Here is a 20,112-nt window from a genome sequence, read left to right on the forward strand (position 1 = left end):
ATACCGTGTATTCTACCGCGGACCAACACATTAATTCCCCCGTCGCAACATTGTGGGGCGGGGGGGGGCGGCGCCCCCCCGGCGCCGAACGTCTCTCAGCGGAAAAGGCCTAGCCGCATGTCAGCGTCGGCGTCGCCCAGTCGCCGTGGTCGCTGCCGTTGCCGTCGCCCCCGTCACCGACCTTCAGGTCGACGACCTGGGCGCCGCTGACGTCGACGTCGATCGGCACCGCGGCCTGTTTGCCGTGCATCGTCGGCGTGGTCACCAAGGTCCTGCCGTCGGCGATCACGGAGAACGTGACCGTTCCCGCACCCTTGGTCTCGTCGTCGACGCCGACGTCCGCCGTCAACCGCGAGCACTTTCCGGCGAGGTACAACTCGACGTCGCTGATCGCGTTGGTGCCGAGGCCCTTGGCGTAACCGACACCGGCGATGGTGATCGGACGGCCGTCCCCGGACGCCTGTTCGCCGACGCTGGTGTCCCGCTCGACCGGGCCCCACCCGTTGGTGGACGACAGGAACGGCAGGTCGCTCACCGCGCTCTTGCCGGCCGGGGGAACCGGCGGGATCCCGCCGACGACGCGCTCGTCACCGCTTGTGGCCTGCCGTCCGTCCTGCCGGTAGCGCACCGTGGCGGTGAGCGCCGAGGCGGACGGCAGCTTTCCGGCCGGCGGCCGGACCTGCCAGGTGAAGGTGGCCGATTCGCCGGGTTGCAGGCGCTTGACCGACGTGGGGCCGGTGGCGGTCACGCTCCAGTCGCCGGGTGCGGCGAGCGAGGCCGTCAGGCTGGACGCGGACGGCCTGCCCTTCGGGACCCGCACCGTCGCCCGGGCGGTGAAGGTCTGTCCTGACTGGGCGGTGTCCGGCACGTTCAGCGTGACGTCCGTTCCCGGCCGCTTCGGCATCGCGTACTTGGCGGGGTCGTAGCGGGGGCTGTCGTTCTGCGCCACGCGCAGGGACGAGGCGTAGCTGCCGTAGTCGGTGAGCGAGACCTTGCCGAGCCCGCCGGTGCTGCCGTCCAGGTTCCACACGGCGATGGCGATGCTGTTGTGGCCGTGGGGATGCAGGATTCCGTCGGGGACCGGGAAGGTGTGCTGCGGGCCGAGGTAGTTGACGTAGTTGCCGACCTGCCAGCCGTTCACGAAGATCGTGGCCCGGTACTTGCGTGACGGGTCGTCCGTGAACGTCAGCCCGAGCGAGGTGTCCTGGCCGTGCGGCAGGTCCAGCCTGACGTCGTTGCGGTACCAGGAGACCCCGGGACGGGTGTCGTCAGTCGGCAGGGACACCCGCTTCCACTTGCTGTCCGGGTAGCCCGGCAGGGACCAGCCGGCCCGCTCGCCGTACAGGCCGCCCGTCGACAGCGGGCCGCGCACGGTGTCCTGCAGGTCCTCGCCGCCGCGTACGCCCTGCAGCCGCCAGGTGACGGAGGTCAGCGGCGCCCCGACGAGGGAGGCGCTGGTCAGGCCGCGCGCGGCCTTGTTGCCGTTGGACGAGTTGTAGTCCTCCTCGTGCCCCATGTTCACGGTGAGCACGGAGACGATGTTGTCGCCCTTCGGCTTCACCGCGCCGGCCGGGAAGGTGAAGTCGGCACTGCCTGTGGTGGAGCTGCCGAGGAAGGTGCCGTTGAGCCAGGCGGAGAAGGCCTGCGCCCCGCCGCCGGAGTCGGAGACCAGGTGGATGCCGGTCTCCTTGCCGCTTGTGTGGAAGCGGCCGCGGTACCAGGTGTTGCCGGTGTGGAAGCCGTAGTCGTCCGCGTAGAGGACCGGCAGCGTGTTGACGCCGGAGACGCTGTTGGTGGCCGCCTTGTCGGCCACCTGCCAGCTGGAGTCGTCGAAACCGGGGGCCGCTTCGGGGGACTCCTCGGCGTGCTTCCAGTTCGTCAGTGCCGGCAGGTGTATCGCGGCGGCCACCGGGATCTTCCCGGTGACGCTCGCGGCGCCGGTGGCCTGGGTGCCCAACGCCTTGCCGTTCCAGGTGACATGGCCGGCGGAGGTGAACACCTCGATGTCGTGGTCGTCGGCGTTGTCGCCGGTGAGTGCCACGGTGTGGCCGCCGTCGAGGCTGGTCGCCGTCCGCAGCAGGTGGGTGCCGCGCACGAGGACGGGGCCGGTCGCGGTGTCCTGACGCCAGAAGGTCTTCGCCGTCGCCTTGTCGCCGACGAGCAGGAGCAGCGGGCGCTGTCCGTCGCCGCTGACGCTGATGCGGGTCAGGCCCTTGTGCGTGTAGTTCAGCCGCAGGTCACCGGTGGCCGCGTCCCAGGTGGTCGTGACCGTGCCGCCGGTGCTGGTCACGGTGGGCCTGGAGGAGTAGCGCAGGACCGTCTCGCCGTCGCTGCCCTGGTCGCCGTAGAGCACGGCGACGTCCCGGTTCCCGATCGTCGCGTTGGTCATCATCTCCGACGTCGAGTACTGCAACCGCGCGTCGCCGAGCCGGTAGTCCGCCACGATCACGTGCGAGTCGCGGCCGTCGAGCGTGATCGCGGTGCCCGGCTGCTGCGGCACGACCGGGTAGGTCGGCTCCGCGGCGGCGGTGCCCGTCGGCACGTCGATGGCGTCGATCGACACGTAGTTGTCCGTCGACGCCGAGCCGTGGGTCCCGTCGACGACGATCTTCAGGGTGTGCGCCCCGGAGGCCAGGCCGGTCTTCTGGAAGACGACCGCCTGGTTCTCGCCGCCGGAGTCGTCGACCGTCGCCACCTTGGTGCCGTCGAGGTAGACGTCGGCGTTGCCGTGGTTGTCGGTCTTCGACCCGATCCAGCGGATCGCGGTGCCGTCGAAGGGGACCGTGACCGAGTCACCGGCCTTGTTGGAGAACGACTCGGTGTGCTTGTAGTCGCCGCCGGTGTAGCTCTGGTCGGCCACGTGCGACCACGAACCGGTGTACTGGAGCGCGGTGTCGGGGTCGTCCCAGGTGTAGCTGGTGTCCGTGGACGGCTGGGCGTTGAGGTCCAGCGAGATGTGGGTCCTGTCGACCGCCGTGGACGTGGAGTTGCCGTGCCGCAGGACATGGAACTGCGTCTTGGTGTCGGGGTTCATCCGGGCGGTGTCGACCACCGCGGAGTCGTCCGGCGGCGTGGTCCTGATCGGCTCGGTCTTGGTCAGCGGGGCGAGCGACTGGGTGAAGTACCCGATCAGCTTGTCCTCGTAGTACTTGGGGTCCAGCTGGCGGTTCTCGCGGATCGCGGCGCCGTAGTCGTAGGACGTGTAGTTCTGCGGCATGCCCAGCCAGCCCCAGTTGGTGCCGCCGTAGGTCATGTAGAAGCTCTGCGCGGTGGCGCCGACGGCGATGTTCTGCTTGTAGAACACGTCGGCGAACTGATCGTTGATCAGCTGGGCGCACTTGTCGTAGCCCGGCCCGCCCCAGGGGTCGAACGCGCCGCCCTGGAACTCCGGCGAGTACAGCGGCTTGCCGGCCGGGTGGTCGTAGCTGATGTCCGGGACGCCGTTCCACTTCGAGGGGTTCGAGCAGTCGAAGCCCTGCGGGTAGGAGTCCGGGCCGTCGACGTCCAGGGCGCCGGTACCGGAGTTGAAGGTGCCGTTGTTGTTGCCGGTCAGCGGCACCGTGATGCCGTCGGCGCGGGCCTTGTCCTCCAGGTGCTTCATGTAGGACCGGCCGGCGGCCGAGCCGTTGTAGTACTCGTTCTCGACCTGGTAGGCGATGACCGACCCGGTGCCGTTGGTCAGCTGGTGGCGGGCGATGATCCGGTCGATCTGCGTCAGCCATTCGTCGGCGTACTTGAGGAACTGCGGGTCGTCACTGCGGTTGTGCCCGGCCTTGGTGGTCAACCAGCCCGGCAGACCGCCGCTGTCGACCTCCGCGTTGATGTACGGCGCCGGGCGCGCGATGACGTACAGCCCGGCCTCCTGCGCCATGTCGAGCAATTTGTCGACGTCGCGCACCCCGCTGAAGTCGTACACGCCCGGCTTCGGCGAGTGGTATCCCCAGTCGAAGTACAGCGAGGTCGAGTTGAACCCGGCGGCCTTCATCTTCTGGAAGATGTCCCGCCACAGATCCGGACTCGGGAGCCGGAAGTAGTGGAACTCGCCGGACCACAGGTAGGTGCGCTTGCCGTCGACGAGGAACGAGTAGCCGTCGAGACTCACCGTGTGCGCCCCCGGGCTCGCGGCGGGCGCGGCGGCGGGCGCCTGCCCGCCGGCGTCCCGCGCCGCGGCGGGCGCGATCATGCCCGTCGTCAGGGCGATGGTCGCGGCCGTCCCGAGGACCGCCCTCCTCCACCGCCGGCGACCGGGTCTCGCGGCTTCTGAACTGATCCGATTACTCCGCACTGCGGCCTCCATACCGCCTGAGCAATCAGCATCAAACAGACTCAGGCAAAGTCGAACAGTAGGGGCGCACAAGGCGCAACACAATGGGGCGGGAGAACACGGTTGAGGCGGCGCGGGCGGCACGAAGCGGTACGTCAGCGTCCGCGAGACGACTCGGCTCACTAGGGTTCCCAGTGCGCTCCGCGAGGGAGCGCGGCCGGTTCCCGGCGCCTCGGCGGTCGAGTGCTCAGGGGAGTTCCAATGACGTACGACGATCTCGGCACCTACAGCCGCCCCGTGACGACTTCCTCTCCCGAGGCCCAGCTGTGGTTCGACCGTGGACTGGTCTGGACGTACGCCTTCAACCACGAGGAAGCCGTCACCTGCTTCGAAGCCGCCGCCGCGGCCGATCCCGGCTGTGCCATGGCGTACTGGGGCATCGCCTACGCGCTCGGGCCCAACTACAACAAGCCGTGGGACTTCTTCGACGAGCGGGACCTCGAACGCACCGTCGAACGCACCCATGCCGCCGTGGAACTCGCCCATGAGAAGGCGCGGATCGGCGCGACCGCGGTCGAGCGCGCCCTGATCGGTGCGCTGCGCGCCCGCTATCCACGGGCGGAGGCCGTCGAGGACTGCGCCGTGTGGAACGCGCCGTACAGCGACCGCATGCGCGTCGTCCACGAACTCGCGCCCGACGACCCCGACATCGCCACCCTCTACGCCGACGCGTTGATGAACCTGACCCCCTGGCAACTGTGGGACCTGCGGACCGGCGAGCCGGCCGACGGCGCCCGCACGCTCGAGGCCAAGGCCGTTCTCGACCGGGCGCTCGCGACCGACGCCGGAGCGGAACACCCCGGCATCCTGCACATGTACATCCATCTGATGGAGATGTCCCCGACGCCCGAGGCGGCCCTGCCCGTCGCCGACCGGCTGCGCGGCCTGGTGCCCGACGCCGGCCACTTGCAGCACATGCCGTCCCACCTGGAGGTCCTCTGCGGCGACTACCGTCGGGTGGTGTCGGACAACGGGGCCGCCATCGCCGCCGACGAGAAGTACCGCGCGCGGGCCGGGGCGATGAACTTCTACACCCTGTACCGGTCGCACAACTACCACTTCAAGATCTACGGCGCGATGTTCCTCGGCCATTCGCGGACCGCTCTGGAGACCGCCGCCCGGTTGGAGGCGTCCATCCCGGAGGAACTGCTGCGGGTGACGAGCCCGCCCATGGCGGACTGGCTGGAAGGCTTCCTCGCCATGCGGGTCCATGTGCTGGTCCGCTTCGGCCGCTGGAGCGACATCCTGCGAACGCCCCTGCCCGCCGACCCGGAACTGTACTGCGTGAGCACGGCGATGCTGCGCTACGCCCGTGGTGTCGCGTTCTCGGCCACCGGCCGGATCGCCGAGGCCGAGACCGAACGCCTGCTGTTCCGCGAGGCGGTCGCCCGGGTCCCCGTGACACGCATGCTGTTCAACAACACGTGCGCCGACATCCTGGCCATCGCGTCGGCGATGCTCGACGGTGAACTCGACTACCGCAAGGGCGATGACGCCGCGGCCTTCGCCGCACTCGAGCGGTCCGTCGAACTCGACGACAACCTCCCCTACGACGAACCGTGGGGATGGATGCAGCCCACCCGGCACGCATACGGCGCCCTTCTCCTGGAGCGGGGGCGTGTCGCGGAGGCCGAGGCGGTCTACCGGGCCGACCTGGGGCTCGACGACACCCTTCCGCGCGCCCTGCAGCACCCCGGCAACGTCTGGGCCCTGCACGGCCTGCACGAGTGTGTCGTCCGGCTGGGCAAGGAGGGAGAGGCGCGGATCGTCGCCCAGCAACTGAAGATCGCCCTCGCGCTGGCGGACGTACCGATCGAGGCGTCCTGCTTCTGCCGCCTGGCAGCCGCCCCGGACCCCGCGGCCGGCCGCGGCTGCTGCGGCGCGTAAGGGGGCCGTCACGCGGGCCGGCCCGCACGGACCGCAGCGTTGCCCTACAACGGTGCCGGGGAGGAGGCGCCCGCGATCAGCAGGCGGGGTTTCCCGGTGCCGTCGGCCGGCACGGTCCACAGGTCGGTGCTGTGGACGTCGCCGTCGCTGGGCAGGGCGTAGGCGACGGTGCGGTTGTCGAGCCAGGTCGCCTGGTCGTCGACGCTGTGGCGTTCGGCGAGCGGTGTCTCGCGCAGGGTGCGCAGGTCGAGGACGTACTCGTGCCAGAGGTCGGTTCGGGACAGCACCCGCTTCTTGAAGGCGACCCGGGTGCCGTCGGGGGAGAGCGAGGGGCACTCCACGTTCCCGGTCAGGGTGGTGACCGTGCGCCGGGACAGCGAACCCCGCACCAGGTAGGTCTTGTCGGCGGTGTTGAGGGTGGCGTAGAAGGTGTCGTCGTCGGTGGCGAAGGTGACGCCCCAGAAGTTGATGTCCGAGGCGTGGTAGGGCGTGCCGTCCTTGGTGATGGAGAAGGTTTCCAGGCTGGGCGTCAGCCGCATGGTGCGGGTGTCCAGGACCGAGGTCCGGGTGGTGAAGAAGGCGGACGAGTAGGACTCTCCGGAGACGAAGACGGTCCAGGCGACGAAGCGGCCGCTGGGCGAGACCCGGGCCCGGCTGGGGGTGCCCGCGAGCGGGTAGGTGCGCCTGGTGCGCAGGCCGGCGTCCAGGAGCAGGGCGCGGTTGCTCTGTTCGAGGACGCCGGGATCGGACTGGAGGCAGATGCCGGTGCCGGCCGCCGCGTAGAAGCGGGCGCACTTCAGGCCGGAGGCGGTCCGGCCGCCCCCGGGGTCGGTCGACGGGACCGAGGCGACCGCGGTGCGGTGCGGGCCGGCGGCCGCGTTGACGAACATCAGGCGGCTCTTCTGGTCGAGCGTCAGCCGGCCCGCGCCGACCGTGGGGCCGCCCGGGTGCGGCTGGTTCGCCTGGTCCGCGCGGGCGGCGGCGTGCAGGACCACGCCGGTGCCCACGCCGGCGAGCACCAGGACCGCCGCGACGAGTATGAGCAGGCGGCGGTGCGTCGATGTCATCTGAATCCTCGTCGTCCGTGCGGTCCCTGTCGTCCGTGTCGCCCGTGCGATCGGTGTCGTCCGTGTGGTTCGTGTCGTTCTCGTCGGCCGTGGGGTCATCGAGCGCCGCCGGACGGTCGCAGAACGATGCCCGCGACGGCCGCGCAGCACAGGAGACCGACCGCCGAACCCGCCAGCGCCGGGCCGTCGCCCCACGTCGTCCAGGCGGCGCCGAAGGCGAGCGAGCAGCAGAAGCGGGCCAGTGCCTGGCTGGTGCCGACGATGGCGAGGCCGCTGGCGCGCAGGTGCTCCGGCACGAGGCCGGCGAGCGCGGCCGGGAGCACCCCGTCGGTCGCCGCGTAGAACGTGCCGTGCAGGGCGAGGACGAGCGGCACGAGGACCGGGGTGGCCGGCGCCCGGAGCAGGAGGGCGTAGGCCGAGAGCAGGGCCGCGTGTCCGGCGAGGAACACCGTGCGCCGTCCGACGCGGTCGGCGAGCGCGCCGACGGGCACCGCCAGCAGCAGGAACACGACGGCGGTGCCCAGCGGCAGCAGCGTGAACCACTGCTCGCCGACACCGGCCCGCCGCTGGAGGAGCAGGTAGACGAAGGCGTCGCTGACGGTGGTGAGTCCGAGCAGTGCGGCGCAGCCGGCGAGCGCCCGCAGACGGGGCAGGCGCAGCAACGCGAGCGCTTCGCGGAGGCGGACGGGCGGCCTGGCGCCCGGTCCCTCCTCTTCCTCGGCCGGTGGCTCCTTTCCCCTGCCCGGCACGAACAGCACCAGGACGAGCACCCCCAGCACGGCCACACATGCGCTCACCCCGAACACCGCGTCATAGCCGTCGGCCGCCGCGCGCAGGATGAGGAAGGCCGCCAGGGGTCCGAGCATCGCGCCGGTGGTGTCCATCGCGCGGTGCACGCCGAAGGCGCGGCCCTGGTTCCCGGCCGGTGTGGACAGGGAGATCATCGCGTCGCGCGGGGCGGTGCGCAGGCCCTTGCCGGTCCGTTCCAGGGCGAGGACCGTGCCGAGGGCGCCGATGCCGCCGGCGAACAGGAGCAACGGCTTGCACAGTGCGGACAGGCCGTAGCCGAGCCCGGCCAGCAGCTTGTGGTCGCGTATGCGGTCGGCGAGGTGGCCGCCGGTGAGCTGGACCAGTGCGCTGACGCCGTTGTAGACGCCGTCGAGGGTGCCGAACCCCAACGGGCTGAATCCGAGCGTGGTGACGAGGTAGAGCGGCAGGACGGCGGTGACCATCTCCGAGGAGATGTCGGTGATCAGGCTGACCGTGCCCAGCACCAGAACGACCGGGGCGACCCCGTACCCCGGCCCGCGTCTTCGGCCCCGCCCGGTGTCCGCCGCGGCAGGCTGGGAACGGTCGGTGAGATACAAGACAGGACTCCAGGTGCGCCGGGATCAGTTCTGCCGGCTGCTCTCGTCCCGCAGCCAGGTGCCGAAGTCCTGTGTCCGGATGGCCTTCCTCGCCCCCCGCCGGGCGGCGAGGGCCGCCGCGACGAAGACCACGACGGCCACGAAGAGCCTCGGTTCCCGGCGGAGCAGCGCTTTCAGGTCAGCCTTGCTGGTCCGCGCCGAGGCCTCCGCCGGCTTCCGGTGCTGTTCGACCTGGGCGGTGGACACCGCGGCCCGGATGCGCCGCCGGATCAAGTCCGCCCAGGTGCGAGGCGGTTGGATCACCACGTCGGCCGCGTCCACCACGAGCCGCTCCGCCGGTGTGAACGCGAGGGACGCGGCGAGGTCGTCCGCCATCAGCGGCGGCAGCGCGGCGATCCGGGCGTGCCCGGCCTTGGAGACCGCGATGACGCCCCGGCCGAACAGCCCTTCGCGTACGGCGGGCAGCCGCTGCCACACCTGGTAGTAGGCGCGCACCCGCCAGTCGCAGGAGGTCAGCGGAATCCGCCGTTCGGGCGCGGTGGCGAGAACGCCCGAGGCGTCGTCCTCCAGGGGCTCGGTCAGTGCCCGCACGTCGGCGCTCGCGAGCACGACGTCGGCGTCCACATAGAGGCGGGGGAAGCCGCGCGCGTGGTCGTCACCGGCCCGCAGCGCGGCGTGCTTGGAGGGTACGGGTGTCTCCACGACCCGGACGCGCGGGCCACGTGCGGCCGCGATCCGTGCGGTGTCGTCCGTGCAGCCGTTGCACACGACCACGATGTCCGTGTCGTCCTCGGCGAGGGGGCCGGCCAGCAGTGAATCGAGGAGCCGGCCGATGACTCGTGCCTCGTTGTGCGCGGGGATCACGATGCTCGTCACGGGGGCAGTATGCCGTCGGTGCCACTATTGCGACATGTGTTTCGTCCAACTGTTCCCGAGAGTGAGCCGCGTGGTCTAGATTGAGGACCGCCGGACGGGTTTGGGTGGGGTACTGATTCCTTGACTGCACGTCATGGTCCGGTCTGTTCAGCGTATTTGCACGGTCAGTACGTATCAGCATGCTGGGGGGCATGAGGCGGTTGGGGAACCGCTGACGCTCCTTCACTTTCCAGTGCCGCTGCGTCGAGGGCACTTCGGTCGGGAGTAGCCGCGCATGTGGTGGGGGGCGCATGACCATTGAGGTCACGCATGAGCAGTCGGTTGTGGAACGCAGAAGTCCACATGGTCGCCGAAGACGTTGGGAACACAAGTACCGCTTAGCCCTGTTGGTGGCGGACGGCTTGGCTGCCGCTGCCGCCGCCTTGTTGATCCACGCGGCCTACGGCCGCTGGGCGGTGGCCCTGGTGCTGCCCCCGACCTGGATCGTGGCCATGCTGGCCCACCGTTCCTACGACCGCAGCACGCTGGGTCTGGGGACCGAGGAGTACCGGCGGGTGCTCCGTGGAGCCGTCGCGCTGCCGGCACTGGCGGCCGTCGCGTACTGGCTGTTCACCCGCGATTCGGACCTTCTTCATGACATGATCATGGCATCCGCACCGGTTGCGGTGATCGCCCTCGCGGTCCGGTCCACGCTGCGCCGCCGCCTGCACCGCCGATGGGCCCGCAGCCGCGACGGGAGCGCGACGCTCCTGGTCGGACCGTCGCGCGGCATCGCGGAGCTGGTCGCCGTCCTCAGGCGCGGCGGCACACCGAAGCTCCAGGCCGCCGGGGTGTGTCTGACCGACCCCGAAAACGCCTCCGAGATACGCAAGTTGGGGCTTCCCGCCCTCGGCGGCATCGGCGGTATGAACGACGTCGTGCGGGCCCTGGGCATCAACACCGTGGTGGTGCTGCCCGCGCCCGAGTTCGACGCCTCCCTGCTGCGCCGGATGTCCTGGACCGCCGCCGTCCAGGGCGTCGACTTCCTGCTGGCCCCCGTGCTCACCGACGTCTCCGCCGCCCGGCTGGCGGTGCGTCCCACCAACGGTGTGCCGCTGGTGCGGATCAAGCCGCCGAACCTCTCCCGGATCTCGCGGCTGCCCAAGGAACTGCTGGATCGTTTCCTCGCGGCTGCGCTGCTGCTGGTCCTCGCACTGCCGATGCTGCTGATCGCCCTGATCGTGCGACTGGACAGCTCCGGCCCGGCCCTGTTCCGGCAACAGCGGGTGGGCCGGTACGGCGACCACTTCACCATGCTGAAGTTCCGCACCATGCGGGCGGATTCGGAGGCCCTGCGCGCGGAACTGGAGCACCTCAACCAGAACAGCGACGGGCTGCTGTTCAAGGTGAAGGAAGACCCGCGGATCACCCGGGTCGGCTCCTTCCTGCGCCGCAGTTCCCTCGACGAACTCCCGCAGCTCGTCAACGTGGTCAAGGGCCACATGTCGCTCGTCGGCCCCCGGCCGCCCCTGCCCAGGGAGGTCGAGGAGTACACCCCGGACATCAAGCGCCGGCTGCTCGTCAAACCCGGCCTGACCGGACTGTGGCAGGTCAGCGGACGCTCCGACCTGCCCTGGGACGAGGCGGTCCGGCTCGATCTCGGATACGTGGACAACTGGTCGATGGGCCTGGACCTGTCGATCCTGGCGCGCACCGGGACCGTGGTGGTGCGCGGAACGGGGGCCTACTGATGGACCAGAGGAAGAGGAAGACAGTGACGCAGGAGCCGTTGGGGATCGCGGTCGTCGGGGCCGGCTACTGGGGCCCCAACCTCGTACGCAACTTCCAGGCGAGCGACGGCTTCCGGCTGCGCAGCCTGTGCGACCTCGACGTGGACCGGGCCCGGCGGGTCCTCGGCGGCTACTCGACGGTCGAGGCCACCTCGGACTACGCGGCCGTCCTCGCCGACCCCTCCGTCGACGCCGTCGCCGTGGCCACGCCCGCCGGCACCCACCTCGACATCGCCCTGGCCGCACTGCGCGCCGGCAAGCACGTCCTCGTCGAGAAGCCGCTCGCGGCGACCTACGCCGACGGGCTGCGCCTGGTGACCGAGGCCGAGGAACGCGGCCTCACCCTGATGTGCGACCACACCTACTGCTTCACCCCCGCGGTGGGCCGCATCCGCGAACTGGTCCGCTCCGGTGAACTCGGCGAGATCCACTTCGTCGACTCGGTCCGCATCAACCTCGGACTCGTCCAGAAGGACATCGACGTGCTCTGGGACCTCGCCCCGCACGACCTGTCGATCCTGGACTTCATCCTCCCCGACAACGTCGAGCCGGTCGCCGTCGCCGCCCACGGCGCCGACCCGATCGGCGCCGGGCAGGCCTGCGTGGCCTATCTGACGCTCCAGCTCAACACCGGGGCCATCGCCCACGTGCACGTCAACTGGCTGTCGCCGACCAAGGTCCGCACCACCATGGTGGGCGGCTCCAAACGCACGCTGATCTGGGACGACCTCAACCCCGCCCAGCGGGTGGCGATCTTCGACCGGGGCGTGGACCTGGCCTCGCCGCACGAAATCGGCGCGGACGAACGCCGGGACATGCTCGTCTCCTACCGCTCCGGGGACATGGTCGCGCCCGCGATCGTGGAGAAGGAGGCGCTGCGCAGCATGGTCGACGAGTTCGGCGGCGCGATCAGGGGGCGCCGGGCACCGCTGACCGACGGCCGGGCCGGCCTGCGGGTGCTGGACATTCTCGAGGCGGCCTCCCGAAGCCTCGCGTTCAAGGGCGCGGTCGTCGGCCTGCGCGCCGGGCGTTGACAGATCCGATTGGCTGAGAGGTAAGCGCAGTTGAGCAGCGTACGAGGCAAGAAGATCCTGGTCACCGGAGGAGCGGGCACCATCGGCTCCAACCTCGTCGACCTGCTGGCCGAGGGCGGCGCCCGCGAGATCGTCGTACTCGACAACTTCGTCCGCGGGCGCCGGGCCAACCTCGCCCGGGCCCTGCCCAGCGGTGTCGTCGAGGTGGTCGAGGGCGACGTCCGGGACGCCGGCACCGTGCGGAAGGCCACCGAAGGCACCGACCTGGTGTTCCACCTGGCCGCGATCCGCATCACCCAGTGCGCGGAGGAGCCCCGCCTCGCCAACGAGGTCCTGGTCGACGGCACCTTCAACGTCCTGGAGGCGGCCGCCGAGGCCGGCGTCGCCAAGGTGATCGTCTCCTCCTCCGCGTCGGTCTACGGCATGGCCGAGACCTTCCCGACGACCGAGCGCCACCACCCCTACAACAACGACACCTTCTACGGCGCCGCCAAGGCCTTCAACGAGGGCATGCTGCGCAGCTTCCACGCCATGTACGGCCTGGACTACGTGGCGCTGCGCTACTTCAACGTCTACGGCCCCCGGATGGACATCCACGGCCTGTACACCGAGGTGCTCATCCGCTGGATGGAGCGCATCGAGGCGGGCGAGCCGCCGCTGATCCTCGGCGACGGCACCCAGACCATGGACTTCGTCGACGTCCGCGACATCGCCAGGGCCAACGTCCTGGCCGCCGAGTCGGACCTCACCGACGAGGTGTTCAACGTCGCCAGTGGTACGGAGACCTCGCTGAAGGAGCTGGCCGAGGGGCTCCTGGAGGCGATGGGGGCCGAAGGTCTTGAGCCGGTGCACGGGCCCGCCCGCACGGTCAACTCGGTCGTCCGCCGGCTCGCGGACACCTCGCGGGCCGCCGAACGGCTCGGGTTCACCGCCCGCATCGACCTGCGCACCGGCCTCAGGGACCTGGTCGAGTGGTGGCGCGCGGAGCGGGAGGCGGCCAGGTGAGCACCGACCGCATCCCGGTGATGATCCCCTGGCTCGGCGAGGAGGAGGCCCGGGCCGCCTCCGACGCGGTGCTGTCCGGGTGGGTCGCCCAGGGCCCGAGGGTCGCCGCCTTCGAGCGGGCCTTCGCCGACCGGGTGGGCGCCGAGCACGGCATCGCCGTCAGCTCCTGCACCACCGCCCTGCACCTCTGCCTCGTCGCGCTCGGCATCGCGCCCGGCGACGAGGTGGTGGTGCCCTCACTCTCCTTCATCGCCACCGCCAACGCCGTACGGTACGTCGGCGCCGAGCCGGTGTTCGCCGACGTCGACCCGGCCACCGGCAACCTGACAACGGCCACCGTGGACGCGGTCCGCACCCCCCGCACCAAGGCCGTCCTCGCCGTCCACCAGGGCGGCGTACCGGCCGACGTGCCCGCCCTGCGCGCCGCCTGCGCCGACTGGGACCTGTCCCTGGTCGAGGACGCGGCCTGCGCCATCGGCTCGACGGTCGGCGGCAAGCCCGTCGGACACGGCGCGCTGCTCGCCGCCTGGTCCTTCCACCCCCGCAAGCTCGTCACCACCGGCGAGGGCGGCATGATCACCACCGACGACGCCCAGTGGGCGGCCCGTCTGCGCCGGCTGCGCGAGCACGGCATGAACGCCTCGGCGGCCGACCGGCACGCGAGCGACAAACCGGTCCTGGAAAGCTACCTGGAAGTCGGCTTCAACTACCGGATGACGGACGTCCAGGCCGCGATCGGCCTGGTCCAGCTCGGCAAGCTCGACGCGATGATCGCCCGCCGCCGTGAACTGGCGGCCCGCTACGACGCGCTGCTGCACGACCTGCCCGGCCTCACCCCGGTACGCGACCCCGCGCACGGGCAGAGCAACTTCCAGTCGTACTGGGTGCTGGTGGACGAGGACTTCCCGGTCGGCCGCGACGACCTGCTCGCCGCACTCGCCGAGTCCGGCGTCTCCGCCCGGCGCGGGATCATGGCCGCACACCTCGAACCCGCGTACGCCGGCCACCCCCGCACCGCGCTGCCGGTCACCGAGCGGATCACCCGCCACTCGCTGATCCTGCCGCTGTTCCACACCATGACCGAGGCCCAGCAGGACCGCGTCGTGACGGCACTGCGCGAACGGGCCCGGACATGACCGGACTTGTGATAATCGGCGCCGGAGGATTCGCCCGGGAGACCGCCCAGGCCGCGCGGGACGCGGGCGCATTCAAGCTGCTCGGGCACCTCGACGACAACCCCGCCCTGCACGGCACCGAGGTCGACGGCGTGCCCGTCCTCGGCGGATGCGACCTCATCCACGAGCTGTCCGACGCGCGGGTGGTCGTCTGCGTGGGCAACCCCGGGGACTACGCGGCCCGCGCCCGTCTGGTCCGCCGGCTCGCCCTGCCCGCCGGCCGCTGCGCCACGGTGATCCACCCGACGGCGTCGGTGTCCTCGACCTCCGAGGTCGGCCCCGGCTCCGTCCTGCTCGCGCACTGCGTGCTGACCGCCGCCGTGCGGGTGGGCGCGCACGTCGCCGTGATGCCGCACGTGGTCCTCACCCATGACGACGTGGTCGAGGACCACGTCACGCTCGCCTCCGGCGTCCGCCTGGGCGGGGGAGCGCGGCTGGAACGCGGGGCCTATGTGGGCTCCGGGGCCCTGGTCAGGGAGGGTACGACGGTCGGCGCCTGGTCGCTGATCGGCATGGGGAGCGCCGTGCTCGGCGATGTGCCGCCGGGCGAGGTCTGGGCGGGCAGCCCGGCCCGGCGGCTGCGCGCGGCGGACGCGCCCGCGCTGGACGAACTGGCGACACCGACAGTGGGGGGACCGCTGACATGAACCGCATTCCGCTGGTGGACCTCAAGGCGGCCCACGAGGAGGTCGCCGACGAGGTACGGGCCGGATTCGAACGAGTTCTGGCCGACACGGCGTTCGTCGGCGGTGACGAAGTCCGCCTCTTCGAGCGCGAGTACGCCGACTTTGGCGGCGTCGCGCACTGCGTGGGCGTCGCCAACGGCACCGACGCCGTCGAACTCGCCCTCCGGGTGAGCGGGGTGGGCCCCGGTGACGAGGTCGTGGTGCCCGCGAACACCTTCATCGCCACAGCCGGCGCGGTGGCCAGGATCGGGGCACGCCCGGTCCTCGCGGACTGCCTGCCCGACAGCTACCTGCTCGACCCCCGGGCCGCCCTGGACGCGGTCGGCCCGGCCACCCGGGCCGTCGTACCGGTTCACCTCTACGGGCAGATGGCCGACGTGACGGCCCTGACCGGCCGACTGCCCGACCGGGTGAGGGTCGTCGAGGACGCCGCCCAGTGCCAGGGCGCGACCCGCGACGGCCGCACACCGGGCAGTGGGGGCATCGCGGCCACCAGCTTCTATCCGGGCAAGAACCTGGGCGCCTACGGCGACGCGGGCGCCGTGCTCACCGACGACGAGGAACTCGCCGGCCGGGTCCGCGCTACGGCCAATCACGGCGGAGTCGCCAAGTACCGCCACGACGTGCCCGGATTCAACAGCCGTCTGGACGGACTGCAGGCCGTCGTCCTGCGCGCGAAGCTGGCCCGGCTGGCGGCCGGCAACGCGGCCCGGCGGACGGCCGCCGACCGCTACGACACGCTCCTCGCCGGCCTCGCCGCCGCCGGCCGGGTCGTCCTCCCGGCGACCGCCCCCGGCAACGTCCACGTCCGGCACCTGTACGTCGTCCAGATCACCGGCGCCGACCGGGACGACGTCGTCGGCAAGCTCAACGCCGAGGGCATCGGCGCCGGGGTGCACTATCCCGCCCCCGTCCACCTGACACCGGCGTACCGCCATCTCGGGTACGGCCGGGGCGACTTCCCGAACGCCGAGAAGGCGGCGGACCGGATCCTGTCGCTGCCGCTCTACCCGCAGATCACCCCCGACCAGCAGCAGCGCGTCGTGGACGCGCTCACCGACGCGCTCCGCGGCTGATCGGCCACCGCTTCACGCGCCACCCCCCGCATCACCTCGGCCCCACGGGTCGGCCCGGCACAGCACCGCTGAGAGGTACACATGAGGAAATGGAGCAGACGGATCCGGGGCGGGCGCCTCGCCGTCGTAGCGGCATTGATAGGGGCGGTGCTCCCGCTGGCCGGGTCCGCCCAGGCGGCCTCCGATCCGTGCGGTCCGGGCTCGAACCCGATCGTCTGCGAGAACTCCAAGCCGGGCAGCCCCAAGTCCGACTGGTTCTCGGCCAACGCCTACGGTGACATCAAGGGCTTCACCACCAAGGAGAGCGTCCAGGCCGGGGACACCGTCCAGTTCAAGGTGCAGTCGGACACCCCGTACAACATCCAGATCTACCGGCTGGGCTGGTACGGCGGCGACGGCGCGCGCCAGATGTCGACCGCGGCCCAGGCGGCCGTCACCTACCCGGCCAACTACACCTCCAAGCCAGCCGGTTGCACCACCAGGAGCAGCACCGGCCTGGTCGACTGCGGCAACTGGCCGGTGACCGCGACCTGGGCCGTGCCCCGCGACGCCGTGTCCGGCCTGTACATCGCGAACATCACGCAGACCGACGGCAACGGGCTGATGCCGTACCCGTTCGTCGTCCGCAACGACTCCAGCACCTCCGACATCGTCGTCCAGACCAGCGACCAGACCTGGCAGGCGTACAACGACTACGGCGGACAGGACCTGTACGGCGGCACCGGGCCCGCACCGGACGGCCGCGCCTACGAGGTCAGCTACAACCGGCCGCTGGACATCGGCGGCGACAACGGCATCTACGGCTCCGAGTACATGATGCTGTCCTGGCTGGAACGCAACGGCTACGACGTCAGCTACACGTCCGGCGTGGACGTGTCGTCGGCGGCCGGCGCCACCCTGCTGAAGAAGCACAAGGTGTACATGTCCTCCGGGCACGACGAGTACTGGACACAGAGCCAGTACTCCAACGTCCTGGCGGCCCGGAAGGCGGGCGTGCGGGAGGGCTTCTTCAGCGGCAACGAGGTCTTCTGGAAGACGCGGTTCGCCCCCAGTATCGACGGCACCAGCACCGCCGACCGCACGCTGGTCTGCTACAAGATGACCAAGATGGCGTTCAACAACGGCATCGCCGACCCCAGCGGCACCTGGACCGGCACCTGGATGGACCCGACCAGCACCCAATACGGCCAGACCTACCAGCCTCCGAACATCCTCACCGGCTCCATGTTCCAGGTGAACGGCTACCGCAGCGACGCGATCACCGTCCCCGGCTCGTACGGCAGGAACCGGATCTGGCGCAACACCTCCGTCGCGGGCCTGACCTCCGGGCAGACCGCGACCTTCCCGACCGGCACGCTCGGCTACGAGTGGGACAGCGACCTCGACAACGGCACCAGACCCGCCGGCGAGATCGACGTGTCGTCCACGACGGTGGACATCACCAACGGCACGTACCGTCTGGACTGGGGCAACCTGTACGGCAACGGCACGGCGACGCACAATCTCGTCGAGTTCCGCGACCAGGACTCCGGGGCCCTGGTGTTCGGGACCGGAACCGTGCAGTGGTCCTGGGGCCTGACCAACGTGCCCACCTACAACCCCGCTGACACGGTGGTCACGGAGGACTCCCGGATGCAGCAGGCGACGGTGAACATCCTGGCCGACATGGGGGCCCAGCCGAAGACCCTGCAGAGCAACCTGACCGCCGCCACCGCCTCCACCGACACCACCGGCCCGGCCGTCAGCGTCACCGGCCCCGCCTCCGGGGCCACCGTCCCGGCGCTGAAGCCGGTCACCGTCACCGGTACCGCCACCGACTCCGGTGGGGGAGTGGTGGCCCGCGTGGAGGTGTCCACCGACGGCGGGTCGACCTGGACGGCCGCCAAGGGGCTTGCGTCCTGGAGCTACAGCTGGACACCCACGGCCCCGGGTTCCGTGTCGATCAAGGTCCGCGCGGTCGACGACAGCGTCAACATCGGCGCCGTCACCACCGTCCCGCTGACCGTCGGCCCCCAGGCCTGCCCCTGCACCATCTGGCCGGCCTCGGCCGTGCCCGGCACCGTCAACGCCGGCGACGGCGGCTCGGTGGAGCTGGGCGTCAAGTTCCGTACCACGGTGGCCGGTTCGGTCACCGGCGTCCGGTTCTACAAGTCGCCCGTCAACACCGGCACCCACATCGGCAGCCTGTGGACCGCCTCCGGCACCCGCCTGGCCACCGGTACCTTCACCGGCGAGACGGCCTCCGGCTGGCAGCAGCTGAACTTCGCGACCCCGGTGACCGTCAAGGCCAACACCACCTACGTCGCCTCCTACTTCGCCCCCAACGGCGGATACTCCTACGACCCCTCCTTCGCCACCAGCGATGCCGGCCTGGCTCCTCTCACGGCCCTGAAGACGGGCACCGACGGCGGCAACGGCGTCTACCACTACGGCTCCACCAGCGCCTTCCCGTCCTCGCAGTCCTCCGGCAGCAACTACTGGGTCGACGTGGTGCTGGACACCTCGACGGCCAGCCTGGTCCCGCCGACCGTCTCCTCGACCTCCCCGACGTCCGGGGCGACGGACGCCTCGATCACGGCGCCGGTGTCGGCCACCTTCAGCGCGGCCGTCGACACCGACAGCGTGACCTTCACCCTGAAGGACCCGGCCGGAAACACCGTGCCGGGTGCGGTCACGTTCCCCTCGTCGAACAAGGCGACGTTCACCCCGTCGACGGAGCTGGAGCTGCACACCGCGTACACCGTGTCCGTCCAGGCCTCCGACGTCTGGGGCAACGCCATGGCGAACCCGGTGACCTGGTCGTTCACGACCAGTTCCACCCCGCCCGCGGTCACCTGCCCCTGCACGCTGTGGGGTCCGTCCGCGGTGCCGGCCAGCGCCGACATGACCGCCGACCCCAACTCCGTGGAGCTGGGCACCCGGTTCACGTCCTCGGCGGCCGGCTGGGTCACCGGCGTCACCTTCTACAAGGGCACCGGCAACACGGGCACCCACACCGGCAGCCTGTGGACCGACAGCGGCACGCTGCTCGCCGGCGGCACCTTCACCAACGAGACGGCCTCCGGCTGGCAGACACTGACCTTCGCCACTCCGGTGGCGATCACCGCCGACACCCCGTACGTCGTCTCCTACCACGCGCCGAACGGCAACTACGCGGTCGACGGCGGCTATTTCGCGGCCTCCCACAAGTCCTATCCGCTGACCGCCCCGGCCGACACCACCACGCACCACAACGGCCTCTACAAGTACGGCACCGGCTCGGCCTTCCCCGACGCCTCCTACGGATCCGCGAACTACTGGGTCGGCCCCGTCTTCACCGCCGACAACCCCAGCGCGTCCCTGGCGACGGCCGCCGCCTCGGAGGTGACCGCGTCCTCGGTGGCGCACACCGCCGACGCGGCCAGCCCCCTCGTCCTGGCCCTGCCGGACAACGCACCGGTGTCGTCCGTCGACGCGACCGTGACCATCCTGTCGGGCCGGGACGCGGCCGCCGCCAGGAAGCTCCGCCTCACGGCCGTCGTCTCCTACGACCGGGCGACCCACCGGGCGACCGTCCACCTGTCCGCACCGTTGCCGGACGGCATCCGGTTCCGGATCACGGTCACGGCCAAGGACAGGCACCGCCACCCGGTGACCTCCCACAGCTGGACCCTGACCAGCAGAACCGTCCTCGACAAGAACAAGAAGAAAGAGAACTGACCCGTTCCCACACACCGTCGGGGGGGGGGGCCCCCCCCCGGGGGGGGCCCCCCCCCGGGGGGGGGGGGCCCCCCCGGGGGGCCCGGGGGGGGGGGGGGCCCCCCCCGGGGGGGGGGCGGGGCGGCCCCCCCGGGGGTGGGGGGGGGC

Annotated in this window: 12 protein-coding genes; 8 read left to right on the forward strand and 4 right to left on the reverse strand. The window is 71.0% G+C overall.

The genetic code is table 11. The annotated features are described in order from the left end of the window. Positions 1 to 109: 109 nt before the first annotated feature. A complete protein-coding gene (locus tag ACFYMM_RS17020; RefSeq protein WP_388387072.1) occupies positions 110 to 4,183 on the reverse strand; it encodes a beta-galactosidase in 4,074 nt (1,357 codons plus the stop codon). A 342-nt stretch (positions 4,184 to 4,525) separates the two neighbouring features. Here ACFYMM_RS17020 and ACFYMM_RS17025 point away from each other — a divergent pair, with 342 nt between their 5' ends. Then, complete coding sequence (locus tag ACFYMM_RS17025; RefSeq protein ID WP_388387074.1) at positions 4,526 to 6,211, forward strand: hypothetical protein; 1,686 nt, start codon at positions 4,526 to 4,528, stop codon at positions 6,209 to 6,211. A 44-nt stretch (positions 6,212 to 6,255) separates the two neighbouring features. Here ACFYMM_RS17025 and ACFYMM_RS17030 read toward each other — a convergent pair whose 3' ends face one another. From ACFYMM_RS17030 to ACFYMM_RS17040, 3 genes are all read right to left on the reverse strand, one after another. Further along, positions 6,256 to 7,278 (reverse strand): TolB family protein, encoded by a 1,023-nt coding sequence (locus tag ACFYMM_RS17030; RefSeq protein ID WP_388387076.1) that lies wholly within the window; start codon positions 7,276 to 7,278, stop codon positions 6,256 to 6,258. A 95-nt stretch (positions 7,279 to 7,373) separates the two neighbouring features. Then, positions 7,374 to 8,645, reverse strand: coding sequence for an MFS transporter (locus ACFYMM_RS17035; protein WP_388387078.1), 1,272 nt, complete (start codon positions 8,643 to 8,645; stop codon positions 7,374 to 7,376). 24 nt (positions 8,646 to 8,669) lie between these two features. Continuing rightward, positions 8,670 to 9,521: a glycosyltransferase gene (locus ACFYMM_RS17040; RefSeq protein ID WP_388387080.1), complete on the reverse strand. Its 852-nt coding sequence runs from the start codon at positions 9,519 to 9,521 to the stop codon at positions 8,670 to 8,672. Positions 9,522 to 9,922: 401 nt separating this feature from the next. Here ACFYMM_RS17040 and ACFYMM_RS17045 point away from each other — a divergent pair, with 401 nt between their 5' ends. The 7 genes from ACFYMM_RS17045 (at position 9,923) to ACFYMM_RS17075 (ending at position 19,965) form a co-directional block, all read left to right on the forward strand. Next, entirely contained in the window at positions 9,923 to 11,251 is a 1,329-nt protein-coding gene (locus ACFYMM_RS17045; RefSeq protein ID WP_388387082.1) for a sugar transferase, read from the forward strand. Between the two features lie 23 nt (positions 11,252 to 11,274). After that, positions 11,275 to 12,324, forward strand: coding sequence for a Gfo/Idh/MocA family protein (locus tag ACFYMM_RS17050; RefSeq protein WP_388387084.1), 1,050 nt, complete (start codon positions 11,275 to 11,277; stop codon positions 12,322 to 12,324). Between the two features lie 30 nt (positions 12,325 to 12,354). After that, positions 12,355 to 13,329: an NAD-dependent epimerase/dehydratase family protein gene (locus ACFYMM_RS17055; protein ID WP_388387086.1), complete on the forward strand. Its 975-nt coding sequence runs from the start codon at positions 12,355 to 12,357 to the stop codon at positions 13,327 to 13,329. Further along, positions 13,326 to 14,465: a DegT/DnrJ/EryC1/StrS family aminotransferase gene (locus ACFYMM_RS17060; protein WP_388387089.1), complete on the forward strand. Its 1,140-nt coding sequence runs from the start codon at positions 13,326 to 13,328 to the stop codon at positions 14,463 to 14,465. Before ACFYMM_RS17055 ends, ACFYMM_RS17060 begins: the two co-directional genes overlap by 4 nt. Continuing rightward, the gene (locus ACFYMM_RS17065; protein ID WP_388387091.1) at positions 14,462 to 15,151 is read left to right on the forward strand and encodes an acetyltransferase; all 690 of its coding nucleotides are present in this window, start codon (positions 14,462 to 14,464) and stop codon (positions 15,149 to 15,151) included. Before ACFYMM_RS17060 ends, ACFYMM_RS17065 begins: the two co-directional genes overlap by 4 nt. Continuing rightward, positions 15,148 to 16,266, forward strand: coding sequence for a DegT/DnrJ/EryC1/StrS family aminotransferase (locus ACFYMM_RS17070; RefSeq protein ID WP_388387093.1), 1,119 nt, complete (start codon positions 15,148 to 15,150; stop codon positions 16,264 to 16,266). The genes ACFYMM_RS17065 and ACFYMM_RS17070 overlap by 4 nt, the downstream gene beginning before the upstream one ends. An 81-nt stretch (positions 16,267 to 16,347) precedes the next feature. Further along, on the forward strand, positions 16,348 to 19,965 hold the full coding sequence (locus tag ACFYMM_RS17075) for a DUF4082 domain-containing protein (RefSeq protein ID WP_388387095.1): 3,618 nt from the start codon (positions 16,348 to 16,350) through the stop codon (positions 19,963 to 19,965). Positions 19,966 to 20,112: the final 147 nt, after the last annotated feature.

The organism is Streptomyces sp. NPDC006739 (assembly GCF_042869815.1).
Lineage (GTDB): Bacteria > Actinomycetota > Actinomycetes > Streptomycetales > Streptomycetaceae > Streptomyces.